General features: G+C 65.6%; 17 protein-coding genes, 1 tRNA gene and 1 riboswitch. Of the genes, 9 read left to right on the top strand and 9 right to left on the bottom strand.

The annotated features are described in order from the left end of the window. Positions 1 to 34: 34 nt before the first annotated feature. Positions 35 to 153, bottom strand: a riboswitch (TPP riboswitch). 74 nt (positions 154 to 227) lie between these two features. Beyond that, positions 228 to 479, top strand: a complete 252-nt coding sequence (locus DFO58_RS00550) for a DUF4235 domain-containing protein (RefSeq protein WP_047119882.1) — start codon at positions 228 to 230, stop codon at positions 477 to 479. Between the two features lie 65 nt (positions 480 to 544). Here DFO58_RS00550 and mnhG read toward each other — a convergent pair whose 3' ends face one another. From mnhG to DFO58_RS00520, 6 genes are read right to left on the bottom strand one after another with little or no spacing between them, the layout of a single operon-like run. Continuing rightward, entirely contained in the window at positions 545 to 952 is a 408-nt protein-coding gene (mnhG, locus tag DFO58_RS00545; protein ID WP_047119883.1) for a monovalent cation/H(+) antiporter subunit G, read from the bottom strand. Next, positions 952 to 1,218, bottom strand: coding sequence for a monovalent cation/H+ antiporter complex subunit F (locus tag DFO58_RS00540; protein WP_047119884.1), 267 nt, complete (start codon positions 1,216 to 1,218; stop codon positions 952 to 954). Before DFO58_RS00540 ends, mnhG begins: the two co-directional genes overlap by 1 nt. Beyond that, positions 1,215 to 1,847 carry a Na+/H+ antiporter subunit E gene (locus DFO58_RS00535; RefSeq protein WP_082123963.1) on the bottom strand — a complete coding sequence of 211 codons (633 nt, stop codon included), beginning with the start codon at positions 1,845 to 1,847 and terminating at the stop codon, positions 1,215 to 1,217. The genes DFO58_RS00540 and DFO58_RS00535 overlap by 4 nt, the downstream gene beginning before the upstream one ends. Before the next feature lie 13 nt (positions 1,848 to 1,860). Next, a complete protein-coding gene (locus tag DFO58_RS00530; RefSeq protein ID WP_047119885.1) occupies positions 1,861 to 3,462 on the bottom strand; it encodes a Na+/H+ antiporter subunit D in 1,602 nt (533 codons plus the stop codon). After that, positions 3,459 to 3,908, bottom strand: coding sequence for a Na(+)/H(+) antiporter subunit C (locus DFO58_RS00525; protein WP_047119886.1), 450 nt, complete (start codon positions 3,906 to 3,908; stop codon positions 3,459 to 3,461). Before DFO58_RS00525 ends, DFO58_RS00530 begins: the two co-directional genes overlap by 4 nt. Then, positions 3,905 to 6,880, bottom strand: a complete 2,976-nt coding sequence (locus DFO58_RS00520) for a Na+/H+ antiporter subunit A (RefSeq protein WP_120989075.1) — start codon at positions 6,878 to 6,880, stop codon at positions 3,905 to 3,907. Before DFO58_RS00520 ends, DFO58_RS00525 begins: the two co-directional genes overlap by 4 nt. A 224-nt stretch (positions 6,881 to 7,104) precedes the next feature. Here DFO58_RS00520 and DFO58_RS00515 point away from each other — a divergent pair, with 224 nt between their 5' ends. After that, a complete protein-coding gene (locus DFO58_RS00515) occupies positions 7,105 to 8,442 on the top strand; it encodes an MFS transporter (RefSeq protein WP_120989074.1) in 1,338 nt (445 codons plus the stop codon). 60 nt (positions 8,443 to 8,502) lie between these two features. Here the strand turns inward: DFO58_RS00515 and dcd are convergent, their stop codons facing one another. Then, positions 8,503 to 9,084 (bottom strand): dCTP deaminase, encoded by a 582-nt coding sequence (dcd, locus tag DFO58_RS00510; protein ID WP_047119889.1) that lies wholly within the window; start codon positions 9,082 to 9,084, stop codon positions 8,503 to 8,505. A 177-nt stretch (positions 9,085 to 9,261) separates the two neighbouring features. On the opposite strand from dcd, the gene DFO58_RS00505 reads away from it, so the two are divergent. Continuing rightward, positions 9,262 to 10,131 (top strand): M15 family metallopeptidase, encoded by an 870-nt coding sequence (locus DFO58_RS00505; RefSeq protein ID WP_183043071.1) that lies wholly within the window; start codon positions 9,262 to 9,264, stop codon positions 10,129 to 10,131. 3 nt (positions 10,132 to 10,134) lie between these two features. Here DFO58_RS00505 and DFO58_RS00500 read toward each other — a convergent pair whose 3' ends face one another. Beyond that, positions 10,135 to 10,473: a hypothetical protein gene (locus tag DFO58_RS00500; protein ID WP_120989072.1), complete on the bottom strand. Its 339-nt coding sequence runs from the start codon at positions 10,471 to 10,473 to the stop codon at positions 10,135 to 10,137. Positions 10,474 to 10,711: 238 nt separating this feature from the next. Beyond that, positions 10,712 to 12,418: a fumarate hydratase gene (locus tag DFO58_RS00495; RefSeq protein WP_113607518.1), complete on the bottom strand. Its 1,707-nt coding sequence runs from the start codon at positions 12,416 to 12,418 to the stop codon at positions 10,712 to 10,714. 110 nt (positions 12,419 to 12,528) lie between these two features. Here DFO58_RS00495 and DFO58_RS00490 point away from each other — a divergent pair, with 110 nt between their 5' ends. The 6 genes from DFO58_RS00490 (at position 12,529) to DFO58_RS00465 (ending at position 16,609) form a co-directional block, all read left to right on the top strand. Further along, positions 12,529 to 13,014, top strand: coding sequence for an SseB family protein (locus DFO58_RS00490; protein ID WP_120989071.1), 486 nt, complete (start codon positions 12,529 to 12,531; stop codon positions 13,012 to 13,014). A gap of 92 nt (positions 13,015 to 13,106) precedes the next feature. Beyond that, a tRNA-Gly gene (locus DFO58_RS00485) sits at positions 13,107 to 13,177 on the top strand. A 64-nt stretch (positions 13,178 to 13,241) separates the two neighbouring features. After that, positions 13,242 to 14,171 carry an AEC family transporter gene (locus DFO58_RS00480; protein ID WP_053798636.1) on the top strand — a complete coding sequence of 310 codons (930 nt, stop codon included), beginning with the start codon at positions 13,242 to 13,244 and terminating at the stop codon, positions 14,169 to 14,171. Between the two features lie 130 nt (positions 14,172 to 14,301). Beyond that, positions 14,302 to 15,108: an amino acid ABC transporter substrate-binding protein gene (locus DFO58_RS00475; protein ID WP_047119894.1), complete on the top strand. Its 807-nt coding sequence runs from the start codon at positions 14,302 to 14,304 to the stop codon at positions 15,106 to 15,108. A 75-nt stretch (positions 15,109 to 15,183) separates the two neighbouring features. Continuing rightward, positions 15,184 to 15,849, top strand: coding sequence for an ABC transporter permease subunit (locus DFO58_RS00470; protein WP_120989070.1), 666 nt, complete (start codon positions 15,184 to 15,186; stop codon positions 15,847 to 15,849). Continuing rightward, positions 15,836 to 16,609, top strand: coding sequence for an amino acid ABC transporter ATP-binding protein (locus tag DFO58_RS00465; protein ID WP_120989069.1), 774 nt, complete (start codon positions 15,836 to 15,838; stop codon positions 16,607 to 16,609). The genes DFO58_RS00470 and DFO58_RS00465 overlap by 14 nt, the downstream gene beginning before the upstream one ends. Positions 16,610 to 16,637: the final 28 nt, after the last annotated feature.

Raw genomic sequence — 16,637 nt, 5'->3', positions numbered from 1 at the left:
GAACGGAATCGGGGCGCTGTCCAGCGCCGGTCCGCATCCGAGATGCTCGACTTCCTTCGCCGGTACTAACCGGAGCAGGTTCGAGGGTCTGCGATCTATCGCACTCTCAGCGCCTTTCGCCGCGAACGGCTTGACGCTCCCCTGTCGGAATAATTACTGCCCACCCACCATACCGCAGGTAAGCTGGCAACGGAACGATAAGTCACAACGTTGAACGTGAGGTCCACATGAACGCAGTACAAAAGCTCATCGCAACCGGCATTTCCCTGGGTGCGGGCTTCCTCGGCAGCAAGCTGGTCGATCAGGTCTGGAAGGGTTTCACCGGCAACACCGCCCCGCGCAAGGGCAGCGAGGAAGCCGCCGAGGCTTCCATGCGCCAGGCGCTGGGCTTCGCCGTGTTCTCCGCCGTGGTCGCAGCGGTCATCCAAGTGCTGGCTGATCGCGGCACCACCAAGGCCATCGCCAAGTTCACCAAGTAGCACTCCAGCGCAACAGCAGCGGGGCATTGCCTGCTCAGGGAATGGCCCGCTGCTGTTGGTTGAAGTTATTTCGCGTCCGGCCCGGTCTCCTGCGGATCAATTTCCGGCACGGTCCCGGTGTGCGGGGCGGAGGTCACCTTCTCCACGACCTGGCGCAGCTCGTCGGAGTACAGGGTCTCCTTGGCCGCGTGCTTGGTGCGGTAGCCGGCGCGGCCGATCATGTGCGCAGACACCGGGGCGGTCAGCAGCTGCATCGCCCAGGCAAGGACGAGGACCGGGATGACGGTCCAGCTGCGCAGGTGGATGGCCAGTCCGGCGAAGATCAGCAGGAAGCCCAGCACCTGGGGTTTGGTGGCCGCATGCATGCGGGTGAGCATGTCGGGAAAGGTCAGCAGGCCGATGCCGGCAATCAGGGACATCAGGCAGCCCAGAATCAGCAGCACGGCGACGAGGATGTCGAGGAAAAGGTCCATTACGCGTTCCTCTGATCCGAGACATAGCGCGAGACGGTCACCGAGCCGATGAACCCGATGGTGCAGGCGGCGACCACGAACAGCACGTAGTCGGTATGCCTGTTCAACGCCATCTCCAGGCACAGGGCCGCGGAGATGATCAGCAGCATGACATCCAGGGCCAGCACCCGGTCGAGGATCGAGGGGCCTTTCGCCACACGGACTAGGCAGGCGATGGCGCCCAGCCCGAGCAGGCTGCCGCAGATCCAGACGACAACTTCGATCATGGCTTCTCCTTTGTCCTTCTCACGCGGGGGCTGCATTCGTTCTTGATGGCTTCGTACTCGTCCTGGCTGCCGATGGCCATGATCAGGCGGCGTTCGATGTCGCGGATGTTCTCCCGCGCCTTCGCGACCTCCTGGGCCGAGTCGACGTCGATGTAGTGCAGATACAGGGTCGAGGAGCTGCGGTCCACGTCGAGCACGAAGGACCCGGGAATCAGCGTCAGCACATGGCCCACGGTCATCACGATCAGGTCCGAGTCGGTGCGCAGCGGCACCGCGATCACCGAGCTGCGCGTCTTCTTCCCGCGCACCACCGCCAGCCAGGCGACGTGCACGCTGGCGGCGACGACCTGGCCCAGGAACCATCCGAACAGCTTGACGCAGTACCAGAGGTTCAGCCGCCCGGAGAGCACCACCGGCGGCAGCGGGAACAGGTTCACGATGACCAGCGCGATGACGGCGCCAAAGATCAGGTTGCCCGGGGAGAAGTCCTGCCAGAGCGCTCCCCAGACGAAAACCAGCAGGAGCAGCAGCGGCCACTCCTGCTTAAGCGTGGCGCGGTGGCGGACGCCGGCGGTGTCCAGCGCGTCGTCGATGCGCTGGTCGCGCGGGGCCAGGTTCTTGTTCGGCATGTTGTCCCTCCGCTCAGTAACTCAGGATGGCGTTGATGTACGGTTCGTGGGCGATCAGCTGCGCCGCCACTCGCTGGCAGAACTCGAAGATCGGCCCGGCGAACACCGTCAGCGCGATGCCCGCCACCACCAGCGAGCCGGTGGCGTAGCGCATGCCCCAGGGCAGCGCCTCGGATTCGAGTTCGCGGGCCAGCTTCAGGCCCAGGTGCGGCGCCTGGGCGCCGCCGGCGGCGGTCTGGTCCGCGACCTTCGCCGCCTCGTCCACCAGGTCCGGGTTGGGGATCTCGGCGTCCGCCGCGCGGCGCCAGAACATGCGGGCCCACACGCGGATGATCGCCAGCAGGGTCAGCAGGCTGGTCAGCAGGCCGGCGGCGATGACCACCCAGGTCAACGCGTCTGCATCCTGCGCGGCCGCATGCAGCAGCCCGAACTTGCCCAGGAAGCCGGAGAACGGCGGGATGCCGCCCAAATTGATGGCCGGGATGAAGAACAGCAGCGACAGCGCCGGGGACAGCTTGGCCAGCGAGCCCAGCCGGGTCACGTTCGCGCTGCCGGCGCGGCGCTCGATCAGCCCCGCCACCATGAACAGCGAGGTCTGCACGATGATGTGGTGGCCGACGTAGTAGATGGTCGCCGCGATGGCCAGCTCGCCGCCCACGGCCACGCCGAAGATCAGGTAGCCGATGTGGCTGGTCAGCGTGAAGGACAGCATACGCTTGAAGTCGGTCTGCGCGATCGCGCCGAGGATACCGATGACCATGGTCAGCGCCGCGACCACCAGCAGCCCGGCGTTCACCGCGCCTCCCGGGAACAGCAGCGTCTCGGTGCGCACGATCGCGTACACCCCCACCTTGGTCAGCAGGCCGGCGAACACCGCGGTCACCGGGGCCGGGGCCGTCGGATAGGAGTCCGGAAGCCACAGCGACAGCGGGAAGACCGCCGCCTTGATGCCGAAGGCGATCAGCAGCAGCACATGCAGGATCAGCTGCGGTCCCTGGTCAAGCTGCGGCAGCTTCACTGCCAGGTCCGCCATGTTCACGGTGCCGGTCGCCGCGTAGGTCATCGCGATGCCCATCAGGAAGATCACCGAGGAGACCACGGAGACCACCACATAGGTGGTGCCCGCGCGGATGCGCTCGGCAGTGGCGCCCAGGGTCAGCAGCACGTAGCTGGCGGTCAGCAGGATCTCGAAGCCGACATACAGGTTGAACAGGTCAGCTGCCAGGAACGCGTTGGACACGCCGGCCAGCAGGATCAGGTAGGCCGGGTGGAACACCGACACCGGCCCGGGTTCGTCCCCGTCGGCCAGGCCCTGGCTGGTCGCGTAGAACAGCACCGCCAGCGACACCAGGGTGGAGATCAGCAGCATGAAGGCGCTGAAGCCGTCGACCATCAGCGAGATGCCCCACGGCGACTGCCAGCCGCCGATATGCACCGCGTAGCTCTCCCCGCCCCACACGGCGGCCAGCATACCGGCCTCCAGGAGCAGGGTCACGCACAGGATGCCGATGGTGATCAGGCGCTGCAGCTTGATGCGGCGGCGGACCAGGAAGGCGGCGCCGGCGCCGAAGATCGGCAGCACCACCGCCAGCGGAGCAAGATCCAGGAAATTCACTCTTCCCCCTCGCGAATCGGTCGGCCTTCTTCGTCAACGAACTCGGTCGTGTCCTCGGCCACCGGCGAATCTTCCTCTTCGTCATAGGCGGTGGACTGCGACACCTTGATGTCTTCGGTGTCGTCGGCCAGCACGTCGGCGCTGGTCAGCGTCCAGGAGCGGTAGATCATCGCGAGCAGGAACGCGGTCACCGCGAAGGTGATCACGATCGCGGTCAGGATCAGCGCCTGCGGCAGCGGGTCGGAGTACTGGTCCGCGGGCAGGTCGGGCTTGAACAGCGGCGCCGCGCCCTTGCGCCCGCCGGCCGTCAGGATCAGCAGGTTCACCCCGTTGCCCAGCAGCATGATGCCCAGCAGCACGCGGGTCAGGGTGCGTTCGAGCACCAGGTAGAACCCGGTGGCCAGCAGCACCCCGGTGATGACCAGGAAAGTGATGTTCACGCTCATCGGCCGACTCCCGTCTGCGACGCTTGGATTGGGTCATGCTGTTCGATGGGGCTGCGGCCCTCGGATAGCAGGTCGATCTCGCTGCCCAGCGAGCGCAGCACGTCCTGCACCAGGCCGAGCACCACCAGGTACACGCCGATGTCGAAGATCGTGGAGGTCACGAACTTGTGCTCGCCGAAGACCGGAAGCCAGAACTCCCACGCGTAGGTCGTGAAGATCTCGTCCCCCGCGAACAGCGGCATGATCCCGGACAGCCCTGCCAGCGCGATGCCGCCGCCGATCAGCATGCCCGGGGCGATGCGCATTGACTCCGACAGCTCGATGCGCCCGCCGGCCAGGTAGCGGATGGTCAGCGCCAGGCCGGCGATCAGGCCGCCGGCAAACCCGCCGCCGGGGGTGTTGTGCCCGGCCAGCAGCGTGTAAACGGACATGATCAGCACCGAGTGGAACATCAGGCGGGTGACCACTTCGAAGATGATCGAGCGGCGTTCGGCCACCAGGGTGTTGCCGGCCATCAGCCAGTCCTGGTTGGAACTGGCGGCGAAGCGCCGGGCGATGCGCAGCTCGACCTCCTTCTCCGCCTGGGAGCCCATGGCCTCGGAGCCGGAGTCGATGCTGCCCGGGGCCACCTGGTGGGCGCGCACCCTTCGGCCGAAGCCGCGGCCGGCGAAGATCAGCGAGGCCACGCCGGTGGCCGCAGCGGCCAGCACGGTGATTTCCCCGAAGGTGTCCCATACGCGCATGTCCACCAGGGCCACGTTCACGACGTTTTTGCCGAAGCCCTCGTAATAGGCAAGTTCCGGCCATTCCAGGGAGATCGGCGCCTGCCCGCGGGCTGCCATCATCGCGATCGCGATGTACACGACCATGATCGACAGCGCGATCGCCAGGATCGCGCGGCCCCACTTGATGCGGGTCAGCCCAACCCACAGGCGCTTGGGCAGCGCGCGCAGCGCCAGCACGAAAGAGACCAGCACGATGGTTTCCACCAGCAGCTGGGTCAGCGCCAGGTCCGGGGCGCCCTGCAGGGCGAAGATCGCGACCATGCCGTAGCCGGTCACCGAGACCATCAGCACCGCCATGAAGCGCTTGGGCGCGGCGATCGCGATCACGCAGCCGGCGATGATGATCGCCCCGATGATCAGCTGCGCCGGATGGTCGGCAATGACCCAATTGGTCGGCCACGGGGTTTCCACCGCCAGCGCGATGCCCAGCGGCAGGACCAGCACCACTGACAGGATCACGCCCAGGTAGAAGGACAGCGAACCGCGCTGGGTACGGCCGGTGATCCAGATGGCCGCCATGTCCAGCACGTTCACCGACATGCGGTACAGCTCCTCGGCGGAGGTGACCATGCGGCGCAGCGGCGCGCCGGTATCGGTGCGCCGGCGGATCCAGTAGAAGAACAGGCCAAGCCCCACCGAGATCGCGCTCAAGCCCAGGGCCGCGTTGAACCCGGCGAAGGCCGCCAGGTGCATGTCCGGGGCCCCGCCCTGCAGCGCGGACCAGTGCTTGGAGAGCAGCTCCACCGGGTACGGGAACAGCCCGAACACCAGGGTCAGGGTGCTCAGCACCAGCAGCGGGGTCAGGAAGATCAGCGTCGGCGGCTTGCAGACCAGCGGGTCGACCTTGTACTTCTTCACGCCGAACGCGCCGAAGAAGAAACGCAAGGAGTAGGCCATGGTCAGCGCGGCGCCCAGCACCATGCCGATCAGCGCGTACGGGCCCCACCTGGTGTCCAGGTGCAGCGCCGATTCGTAGACAGCTTCCTTGGCCACGAAGCCGAGCAGCAGTGGCAGCCCCGCCATGGAGGCCGCGGCGATGCCGGCCGCGGTGGTCAGGATCGGCATCGCATGGCGCAGCCCGGTGAGCTTGCGGATGTCGCGGGTACCGGTGTTGTGGTCGATGATGCCCACCGACAGGAACAAGGTGGCCTTGAACAGGCCGTGGGCCAGGGTCAGCGCCAGCGCCGCGAAGGCGGCGTCCGGGGTGCCCAGGCCGAAGACGGCGATGATGAAACCCAGCTGGGAGACGGTGCCGAAAGCCAGGATCAGCTTCAGGTCGTACTGCTTCAGCGCGCGGAACCCGCCGATCAGCATGGTGAGCAGGCCGATGCCGACGGTCATCGGCACCCACAGGCCGGTTTCGGCGAATCCGGGAGCCAGTCGGGCGATCAGGTAGACGCCTGCCTTGACCATCGCGGCGGCGTGCAGGTAGGCGGAGACCGGGGTGGGCGCCGCCATCGCCCCGGGAAGCCAGAAGTGGAAGGGCACCAGTGCGGACTTGGACAGCGCGCCGACGATGATCAGCGCCACTGCCACGTCGGTGTAGGTTCCCAGCGCGACCAGTTCGCCGGAGGCTGCGATGATCTCGGAGAGCTGGTAGCTGCCGGTCTGGGTGCCCAGCATCAGGATGCCGGCGAGCATCACCAGGCCGCCGAAGGTCGTAATGATCAGCGCGTTCATGGCCGAGCGGCGCGCGGTGATCAGGGCCTGGCTGAAGCCGATCAGCAGGTAGGACAGCACGCTGGTGATTTCCCAGAAGATGAACATGATGATCACGTCATCTGCGGTCACCAAACCGGTCATGGCGCCGGCGAACGCGACCATCTTGGCTGCGAAGCCGCCGATCTGCGGGTCGTCGTTCTTGAAGTAGCGCGCGCAGTAGAACAGCACCAGCGCGCCGACGCCCAGGATCAGCAGCAGGATCGTGGCGGACAGGGTGTCCATGCGGAAGTTCAGCCCGATGTTCAGCCCGGGGATCCAGTCGATGCGGATCGAGGGCGGGGCGTTCGGGGCCCCGGAGGCCAGCGACTGGTCGGAGGCCAGCACGGCGGGCAGCTTGGTGAGCAGCCAGATGAATCCCGCGGCAGGAACCGTCGCGACGACGTAGAACGCGTTGCGCTTCAGCACCCGGAAAAGCAGTGGGCACAGCAGTGCTGTGGCAAACAGTGCACTGAGAATGATGAGCACGCGTCTCCTCTGTCGACTGGAAATGGGGCAGAGTTCGACGACCAAAAATAGCCGGCACTTGTAATTTTATCAGTCTGGGCTCAGACTTCCTTCATGTCAGAGCGTTTCCATGCCGTCATCTCGGCGGTTCGGACGGCACATCTATCGCGCCCGGCCCTACGCCAGCCCTCCGCCGCTTCTCTCGAATTCATCTGCTGATTACCGCAAACGGGTACTATGCGAGCATGAGTTTCAATCAGCGAACGCAGCCGGTTCCTCCAGCAGAGAAATGGCTGACCAAGTACACCTGGGCGTGGGCCAGCTGGGACTGGGGCCAGGCCGCGATCAACGCGGTGATGATCACCTTCGTGTTCACTGTGTACCTGACCAGCGAACTTTTCGGCGACAAGGACCATGCTTCGCTCGTGCTCTCGCAGGCGCTGGCCATCGGCGGGGTACTCATCGCCCTGCTGGTACCGGTCACCGGCATGCGCGCCGACGCCGCCGGGCGCCGCAAGCTGTGGATCATGGTCAACACCATCGCGCTGGTGCTCATCTGCGCCGCCGGCTTCTTCGTCTACCCCGATCCCGGTTTCCTGTGGTTCGGCGCGCTGCTGATCGCGGCGATGTCGGTGGCCAGCGAGTTCGCCGGGGTGAACTACAACGCGGTGCTCAACCAGATCTCCACCCCCGCCACGGTCGGCAAGGTCTCGGGCTTCGGCTGGGGCATGGGCTACGTGGGCGGCATCCTGGCGCTGGCCCTGGTGCTCTTCGGCTTCGTGGATCCGATCTTCCAATGGCCCGGAGCCTCCACGGAGAACTCACTGAACCTGCGGCTGGTCGCGGTGTTCTCCGCGCTGTGGTGCCTGGTGTTCGCGCTGCCGCTGTTCTTCATCATCCCCGAATCCCCCGGCGCGATGAACGAGAAGATCCCGCTGCGCAGCTCCTACGCGGTGCTGTTCCGGCGCATCGCAAGCCTGTGGCGCGAGGACAAGAACCTGATCTTCTTCCTGCTCTCCTCCGCGGTGTTCCGCGACGGCCTGGCGGCGATCTTCACCTTCGGCGGCGTCATCGCCGCCGGCACCTTCGGGTTCGCATTGAGCGAGGTCATCATCTTCGCCATCGTGGGCAACGTGGTGGCTGCGGTCGGCGCGATCATCGGCGGACGGCTTGACGACGTACTCGGCCCCAAAGCCGTGATCACCGGCTCTCTGGTCGGCCTGCTGCTGGCCGGGGCCGGGGTGTTCTTCTCCCCCGCCGCCACCGGATTCTGGATCTTCGGCCTGCTGCTGTGCCTATTCGTCGGCCCGGCCCAGGCCGCCGCCCGCTCCTACCTGGCCCGGCTCATTCCCGCCGGCCGCGAGGGCGAGATATTCGGGCTGTACGCGACCACCGGCCGCGCGGTGTCCTTCCTGGCTCCGGCGTTGTTCGGCGCCGCGATTGCGGTTGCCACCCCGTTGGTGGCCGCCGGCGAGGCCCAGCGCTACGGCATTCTGGGCATCCTGGTGGTCTTGGCGGTCGGCTTGGCCCTGCTGCTTCCGATCCGCGCGCCGAAGAAGTCCTCCAACGAAGCCTCTGCTTAAGCGCCTCGTCCCGGCAGCCGTTCGGGCTGCCGGGACGAGGCGAAGCGATTCGCGAGGGTGCTAGTTCTCGATGATGGTGCGGTGGAAGTTCAGGTGGCTGCGTGAGGCCGTCGGGCCGCGCTGGCCCTGGTAGCGGTTGCCGTAGCGGCCCGAACCGTAGGGGTTCTCGGTTTCCGAGGTCAGCTTGAAGAAGCACAGCTGGCCGATCTTGGAGCCGGGCCACAGCTTGATCGGCAAGGTGGCCATGTTCGACAGCTCCAGGGTTACGTGGCCGGAGAAGCCAGGGTCGATGAAGCCGGCGGTCGAGTGGGTCAGCAGGCCCAGGCGCCCCAGGGAGCTCTTGCCCTCCAGGCGCGCGGCGATGGAGTTGCCCAGGGTGACCACTTCATAGGTGGAGCCGAGCACGAACTCTCCCGGATGCAGGATGAACGGTTCCTCGGGATCGACCTCGACCAGACGGGTCAATTCGCTCTGGTCCTGGGCCGGGTCGATGTGCGCGTACTTGTGGTTGTCGAACAGCCGGAAGAACCGGTCGATTCGAACGTCCACCGATGCGGGCTGGATCATCTCGGCATTAAACGGCTCCAGGCCGATCTCTCCGGACTCAATTTCTCTGCGAATATCACCATCTGAATACAACACGCCTTTAAATTTATCGTGTCTGCGGCGCAACGGTGAATACCGCACCCCTATATGTACGCGCGATTCGCGCTTCCGGAGGGTTCGAAGTGGGCGGATTCGCATGTGCTGTCCAGAAAATCCGGATATTCTGGGAGCGGGACGCCGTGTCCCCATCGCACCACCGAGGGATTTTCATTCATGCGCTTGGCTTCCGCCCTGACCAGCTCCGTACTCGTCGGAGCGCTCGTCTTCTCCGGCACGGCCGCCGTTGCCGCGCCCGAGGATATTCCGGCCGTCGAGGCCGCGGAGCTGGCTTCTGCGTCGAGCCTGCTGGCGCTGATCAACCCGAGCACCAAGCTCTCCCCCGAGGACTACACCCCGAAGGACCTGGTCACCGTATCCGGGACCTCCTTCCAGCTGCGCAAGCAGGCCGCCGACGCGGTGGAGGACTTGGTCGCAGACGCCCGCGCCGCGGGCCACAGCATCAAGGTACTCAGTGCCTTCCGCTCCTACCAGCGCCAAGCCGCCCTGTTCAACAAGTACCAGGCGCAGTACGGCACCGAGTACGCCGAGCGCATCTCGGCCCGTCCGGGAACCAGCGAGCACCAGCTGGGCTTGGCCGCCGATCTCGGCTATACCAACAGCCGCGCCGAGTTGAAGGAAGCCTTCGGGCAGACCCCGGCAGGCCAGTGGATCGCCGAGCACGCGGTCGACTACGGGCTGATCGTGCGCTATCCGGTGGGCAAGGAAGAGATCACCGGCTACAAGTACGAGCCGTGGCATGTGCGCTATATCGGCAAGGAGCAGGCCAAGGCCATGCAGGAATCCGGCGCCGAGACCTTCGAGGAATACTTCGGCATGCTGCAGGACGCGTCCATGCAGGCCCAAGCCACCCCGGCGGCGAAGCCGAGTGATGAACCGGGCTCCGTGCCGTCCACGCCCGTTGAGCCAACCACCGAGAAGGAGAACCAGAAGGTCGAAGGCTCCGGCGTGCTGCGCGAGGACGACCTCATGGTGCTGCGTTTCCTGCCGCCCTACCGCGACTGGAGCTTCGGCTTCACCAAGTAGCGGCTAGAAGATCGCCGCCACCGAAAGCAGCACCATCGGCGGCACCAGGGTCGAACCCAAGGCTGTGAGCCAGTGCGCGGTCTTGCCGGTGGCGTTCTGGCAGGCTCCGCTGCGCTTGCGGCGGCTCACCAGATACACGTTTACCAGGATCCAGACGATCGCTCCGATGGCCAGCGGCGGCCCGAGCACGAGGTTGGACGAGAAGTAGCCCTCCACGTTGTGGGCGAGGGACTCTGCGCCCAGGGAGATCATCGGCCCTTGGCTGACGTACATGTACAGCATCCAGAAATAGATGATGCCGGGGATTCCAAGCAGGACATTGACGACAAAAAGCCGACTCATGCGGTTGCCTCCAAGCGGTGCCCGGATGCGCTGTGCACCGCAGGCGACAGGCGATGCCTGCGTATCGGTTGCTCCGAGTCTACCCCCGCCTCCTGGGAATTCCGGGGCTTTTCGCGCACCCGGCCGGTGTGCATCAGCTGTGAAAATCCGCGGTTAAACAAACTGTCCGCCGCCGCTCCCCTGAGGGGAACGGCGACGGAGCGCAGGTGTTTGCGCCGGTCAGCGACGCTATCCGGGACTACTTGGAGCGTACCGGGATGCCGGTGAAGGTCGGCTTCATGGTGGAGGCGAAAAAGTCGTTGCCCTTGTCATCCACGACGATGAATGCCGGGAAGTCCTCAACCTCGATCTTCCAGATGGCTTCCATGCCGAGTTCTTCGTACTCGATGACGTCGACCTTCTTGATGCAGTCAAGCGCCAGGCGGGCGGCAGGGCCGCCGATGGAGCCCAGATAGAAGCCGCCGTGGGTGTCGCACGCATCGGTGACCTGCTGCGAGCGGTTGCCCTTGGCCAGCATCACCATGGAGCCGCCGGCTGCCTGGAACTGGTCCACGTAGGAGTCCATGCGGCCTGCGGTGGTCGGGCCGAAGGAGCCCGAAGCCATGCCCTCAGGGGTCTTGGCAGGACCTGCGTAGTAGACCGGGTGGTCCTTCAGGTACTGCGGCATCTCTTCGCCGGCGTCCAGGCGTTCCTTGATCTTGGCGTGCGCGATATCGCGGGCCACGACCAGCGGGCCGGTCAGCGACAGGCGGGTCTTGACCGGGAACTTGGTCAGCTCGGCCAGGATCTCGTCCATCGGCTTGTTCAGGTCGATCTTGACCACCGAGGAGCCGCCGGTGCCGGAGACGCCCGAGGTCTCGTCGTCGTGGGCGGCGATGGCCGGGTGGGACTCGTCCGGCATGAAGCGCGCCGGATCGGTTTCCAGCTGCTCGACGAACAGGCCTTCTTCGGTAATCTTCGCCAGCATCTGGCGGTCGGCCGAGCAGGACACGGCGATGGCCACCGGCAGCGAGGCGCCGTGGCGCGGCAGGCGCACCACGCGCACGTCGTGGCAGAAGTACTTGCCGCCGAACTGCGCGCCGATGCCGAAGTGGCGGGTCAGCTCGAGGACCTTCTCTTCCAGATCGGTGTCGCGGAAGCCGCGGCCGGTCATGGCACCCTCGGTCGGCAGCGAGTCCAGGTACTTGGCGGAACCGTACTTGGCGGTCTTCAGCGCCATTTCGGCGCTGGTGCCGCCGATGACGATGGACAGGTGGTACGGAGGGCACGCGGCGGTGCCCAGCGAGCGCAGCTTCTCATCAAGGAAGGTCAGCATGGCGTTCTCGTTCAGGATCGCCTTGGTCTCCTGGTACAGGAAGGACTTGTTGGCCGATCCGCCGCCCTTGGCCATGAACAGGAACTTGTAGCTGGTGTCCGCGCCCGGCTTGGTGTTGGCGTACAGGTCGATCTGGGCCGGGAGGTTGTTTCCAGTGGCCTTCTCTTCCCAGGTGGTGATCGGGGCCAGCTGCGAGTAGCGCAGGTTCAGGCGGGTGTAGGCGTCATAGATGCCGCGGGAGAGCGAGATCTCGTCCTGCTCCTCGGTGAGCACACGCTGGCCGCGCTTGCCCATCACGATCGCGGTGCCGGTGTCCTGGCACATCGGCAGGATGCCGCCGGCGGCGATGTTCGCGTTCTTCAGCAGGTCCAGCGCCACGAACTTGTCGTTCGGGCTGGCGTCCTCGTCGTCGAGGATGTTGCGCAGCTGCTGCAGGTGTGCCGGGCGCAGGTAGTGCGAGATGTCGTGCAGGGCGGTCTCTGCCAGAAGCTCCAGTGCTTCGGGGGCGACCTTCAGGAAGTTCTTGCCATCGGGACCGGCGACAACCTCGACGCCCTCGGTGGAAATCTTGCGATATTCGGTGGTGTCTTCGCCGATGGGCAGAAGATCCTCATAACGAAATTCAGGCATGCTCGTTCCTTGAATCTATGGTGGGTGCTCGCTATCCAGTTTAGGCCTTGTAACCGGATTTGGCTTATTCGGCGTTTGCGCCCGGGCGGTGATCGCGACATGCTTGGGGTATGAGCACCGAGAACACCTCCGCCCCGCTGGACGGACAAGATCCTGACGAGCGCCCGGATATGATCATCGAAACCCCGATGGACAAGGAACGGGCCAGGCCGAAAACCCACTTCGAAATGATGCTGCAGGCAGGGCTTAACAAACCGGAGCTTTCCGGTTCGGTGCTCAGCGCGTTCATGAGCGCGGAGGTCTTCTTCCTCTCCCGCGAAGAGGTCACCGGCGAGAACAAGAACGCCCAGCCGCTGCTGCTGACCAACCCGGCCGGCGCTCCGATGGTCGCCGTGTTCACCTCCGTCGAGCGCATCCCCTCCAGCTACATCGACCAGGCAGGCTACGGCGTGAAGGTGCAGGGCGCGACGATCGTGCGCGCGCTGCAGGGTACCGGTTTCGTAGTGAACCCCGGCGACGAGCTGAGCTTCGAGATTCCCGCGGAGGGCGTGGACATTCTCAAGGAGCAGATGCTCAAGCAGGATCCCGAAGCCTAGCAATCCACCGCAGCGGGACCTGGATTTTTCCGGAGCCTGATCGTGCGATATGCTGTTTTTCGCCCGGGCCGTCATTAGGCCGCTCGGAGCATGCGGGCGTAGCTCAATGGTAGAGCGCTAGCTTCCCAAGCTCGATACGCGGGTTCGATTCCCGTCGCCCGCTCGCACAGATTGCCGGGACACCCATGGGTGCCCCGGCAATTTTTTGTTCCACCGCGAGGAGTTTCATGACCGGAGTTCTTGAAGGCTTCTCGATCATCTGGGTGGTCATCGCCGTGGGCTACCTGGTGGGGCGCACCGGGGTGCTCGGGGAGCAGGCCCGCTACGTGCTCAACCGCGTCACGTTTTTCGTCGCCAGCCCGGCGCTGCTGTTCACCACCCTGGCCGATTCCGACCCCGTCGCCGTGCTCGGCCCGCTGCTCTGGGTGGCAGGCCTGTCCGCGGTGCTCACCGCCGTCGTCTACCATCTGGCCACTGCCCGCTGGTTCAAGCGCCCAGCCTCGGAACGGATCGTCGCGGCCATGGCCGCCTCCACGGTGAACTCCGCCAATCTGGGGCTTCCCATCGCGCTGTACGTGCTCGGCGACATGTCCTACGCGGCGCCGATCATCCTGTTCCAGCTGGCCCTGTACCAGCCGGTGAACCTGGCGATGCTCGACGCCACCACCTCCAAGCACCGCACGACCCCCATGGCCATGGTCCTGGCCACCGCGAAGAACCCGATGATCATCGGCTCGCTGCTGGGCCTGGTCGTCGCGCTGACCGGTGTCCAGGTCCCGCAGATCGTGCTCGAACCGGTAAACCTGATCGCCGGCGCCTCGATCCCCGCCATGCTGCTGGCCTTCGGCATCTCGCTGGTTGGCTCCAAGCCGCTGGAGAAAGCTTCCGGCCGCCGGGCCGACGTGCTCATCGGCTCGGTCGCCAAGCTGGTGGTCCATCCGCTGCTGGCCTGGGTGCTGGCCTACTACCTGTTCGACCTGCGCGGCGAGCTGCTGGTCGCCTCGGTCATCATGGCCGGGCTTCCCACCGCGCAGAACATCTTCGTCACCGCCTCGCGCTACGAGCACGGGGTCGTGATCGCCAAGGACACCGTGCTGATGACCACCATCTGCGCCATCCCGCTGATGATGGCGCTGGCGCTGCTGCTGGGCATCTGAACCGTCGTATTTCTTTACATGACTTGGGTACAGAAAAGACCCGGCACCCGGGTCTATGATCAGGGAATAGCCCGCGGCCGCCGGCCGTTGTGTACGGTTATCCGTTCCCTAGCATCCTTGTGAGGTCATCGTGAAACGCATCGCTCCCCTGCTGGCCACCGCCGCCGCCCTTGCCCTGACGCTGAGCGCATGCGGCGGATCCCCGGACAGCGGCGGCACCCCCGATGAAGCAGGCGCCTCCGCGCTGCAGAAGGTCAAGGACGCCGGCGTGCTGACCGTGGGCACCGAAGGCACCTATCGCCCCTTCTCCTACAACGAGGGCTCCGAGCTGACCGGCTACGACGTGGAGGTCATCAAGGCGGTCGGCGAGAAGATGGGTGTCGAGGTCAAGTTCCAGCAGACCCAGTGGGATGCGATCTTCGCCGGGCTGGACGCCGGGCGCTTCGACGTGATCGCCAACCAGGTCGCCATCAATCCCGAACGCGAAGCCAAGTACCTGTTCTCCGAGCCCTACACGGTCTCCACTGGCGTGATCGTCACCAAGAGCGACAACACGGACATCACCTCCTTCGAGTCGCTCAAGGGCAAGAAGACCGCGCAGTCGCTGACCAGCAACTACTACGAGACCGCGAAGGCCGCCGGCGCCACCGTGGAACCGGTGGAGGGCTGGGCCCAGGCGGTCACCCTGCTCAAGCAGGGCCGCGTGGATGCCACCGTCAACGACAAGCTGACCTTCCTGGACGCGCAGAAGACGCACCCGGATGACAGCATCAAGATCGCCGCCGAGGCCGAGGACAAGACCGATTCGGCCGTCGCGCTGCGCAAGGACGCCACCGACCTGCAGGAGGCCATCAACACGGCTCTGGACTCCCTGCGCGCCGACGGCGAACTGGCGAAGATCTCCGAGAAATACTTCGGCGAGGACGTCAGCAAGTAGCGACCGGCTTCCCAGTAGACTGGCTCCACACGTAGCACGCGTGGAGCCGGTTTCATTTTGCGCAAAAGGTGACCCATGGACTCGAATTGGCAGTTGTTCCTCGACTCGCTCTGGCCGCTGACCCAGGCCGCGATCACCGCCAGCATTCCGCTGGCCGTCATCAGCTTCGCCATCGGCCTGGCCGTGGCGCTGCTCATGGCGCTGATGCGGATCAGCGGCAGCAAGGTGCTCTCCTCGATCGCCCGAGTCTACATCTCGATCATCCGCGGCACTCCCCTGCTGGTGCAGCTGTTCGTGATCTTCTACGGCATGCCCTCGATCGGGCTGACCATCGACCCGTGGCCCAGCGCCATCATCGTGTTCAGCCTGAACACCGGCGGCTACTGCGCCGAGATCCTGCGCGCCGCAATCCTCTCGGTCCCGGCCGGGCAGTGGGAGGCAGGCTACACCGTCGGCATGTCACGCACCCGCACGCTGTACCGCATCATCCTGCCCCAGGCCGCCCGCGTCGCGGTGCCGCCGCTATCCAACTCGTTCATCTCCCTGGTCAAGGACACCTCGCTGGCCTCGATCATCCTAGTCGGCGAGATGTTCCGCAAGGCGCAGGAAATCACCGCAGTGACCTTCGAATTCATGCTGCTGTACTGCACCGCGGCCGGCATCTACTGGGTCATCTGCCTGCTGCTCTCCGCCCTGCAGAATTCACTGGAAGGAAGGCTTGAAAAGCATGTCGCCAAGTAACCAGGCCGCCAGCCTGCTGACCGTCACCGGCCTGCACAAGTCCTTCGGGGCGAACCAGGTGCTCAAGGGCATCGACTTCACGGTGCACCCCGGCGAGGTGGTGGCGTTGATCGGGCCCTCGGGATCCGGCAAGACCACCGCGCTACGCTGCCTGAACGGACTGGAGATCCCGGATGCCGGCACCGTCGCCTTCGCCGGCGGCCCCGAGGTCGCCTTCAGCGCGGGCTTCAAGCCGAAGCGGGCGCAGATCCTGCGCCAGCGCTCGGCCATGGTTTTCCAGGGCCACCATCTCTTCCCGCACCTGAGCGTGCTGCAGAACGTGACCGTCGGCCCGCTGGAGGTGCAGAAGCGCCCGCGCGCCGAGGTCATGGAGCAAGCCACGGCGCTGCTGGCCCGCGTCGGGCTGGCGGACAAGGCCCAGGCCTATCCGAATTCCCTCTCCGGCGGCCAGCAGCAGCGCGTGGGCATCGTGCGCGCGCTGATGCTCAAGCCGGATCTGCTGCTCTTCGACGAGCCGACCAGCGCGCTGGACCCGGAGCTGGTCGGCGAGGTGCTGGTGGTCATCAAGGAGCTGGCCCAGGAAGGCTGGTCGATGGTGCTGGTGACCCACGAGCTGGCCTTCGCCCGGGACGTCGCGGACACCGTGGTGTTCATGGACGGCGGGGTCGTGGTGGAAACCGGGCCCGCCTCCCAGGTGCTTGCCGCGCCGCAGAACCCGCGCACCCAGGCCTTCGTCCAGCGTCTGCTGCACCCCTTCTAGAGGCTCACCGGTTCCCATGCCAGCCGCG

The organism is Arthrobacter sp. AG1021 (assembly GCF_003633665.1).
In the GTDB taxonomy this organism is placed as follows: domain Bacteria; phylum Actinomycetota; class Actinomycetes; order Actinomycetales; family Micrococcaceae; genus Glutamicibacter; species Glutamicibacter soli.
This window is presented reverse-complemented; position numbering and strand designations above follow the sequence as displayed.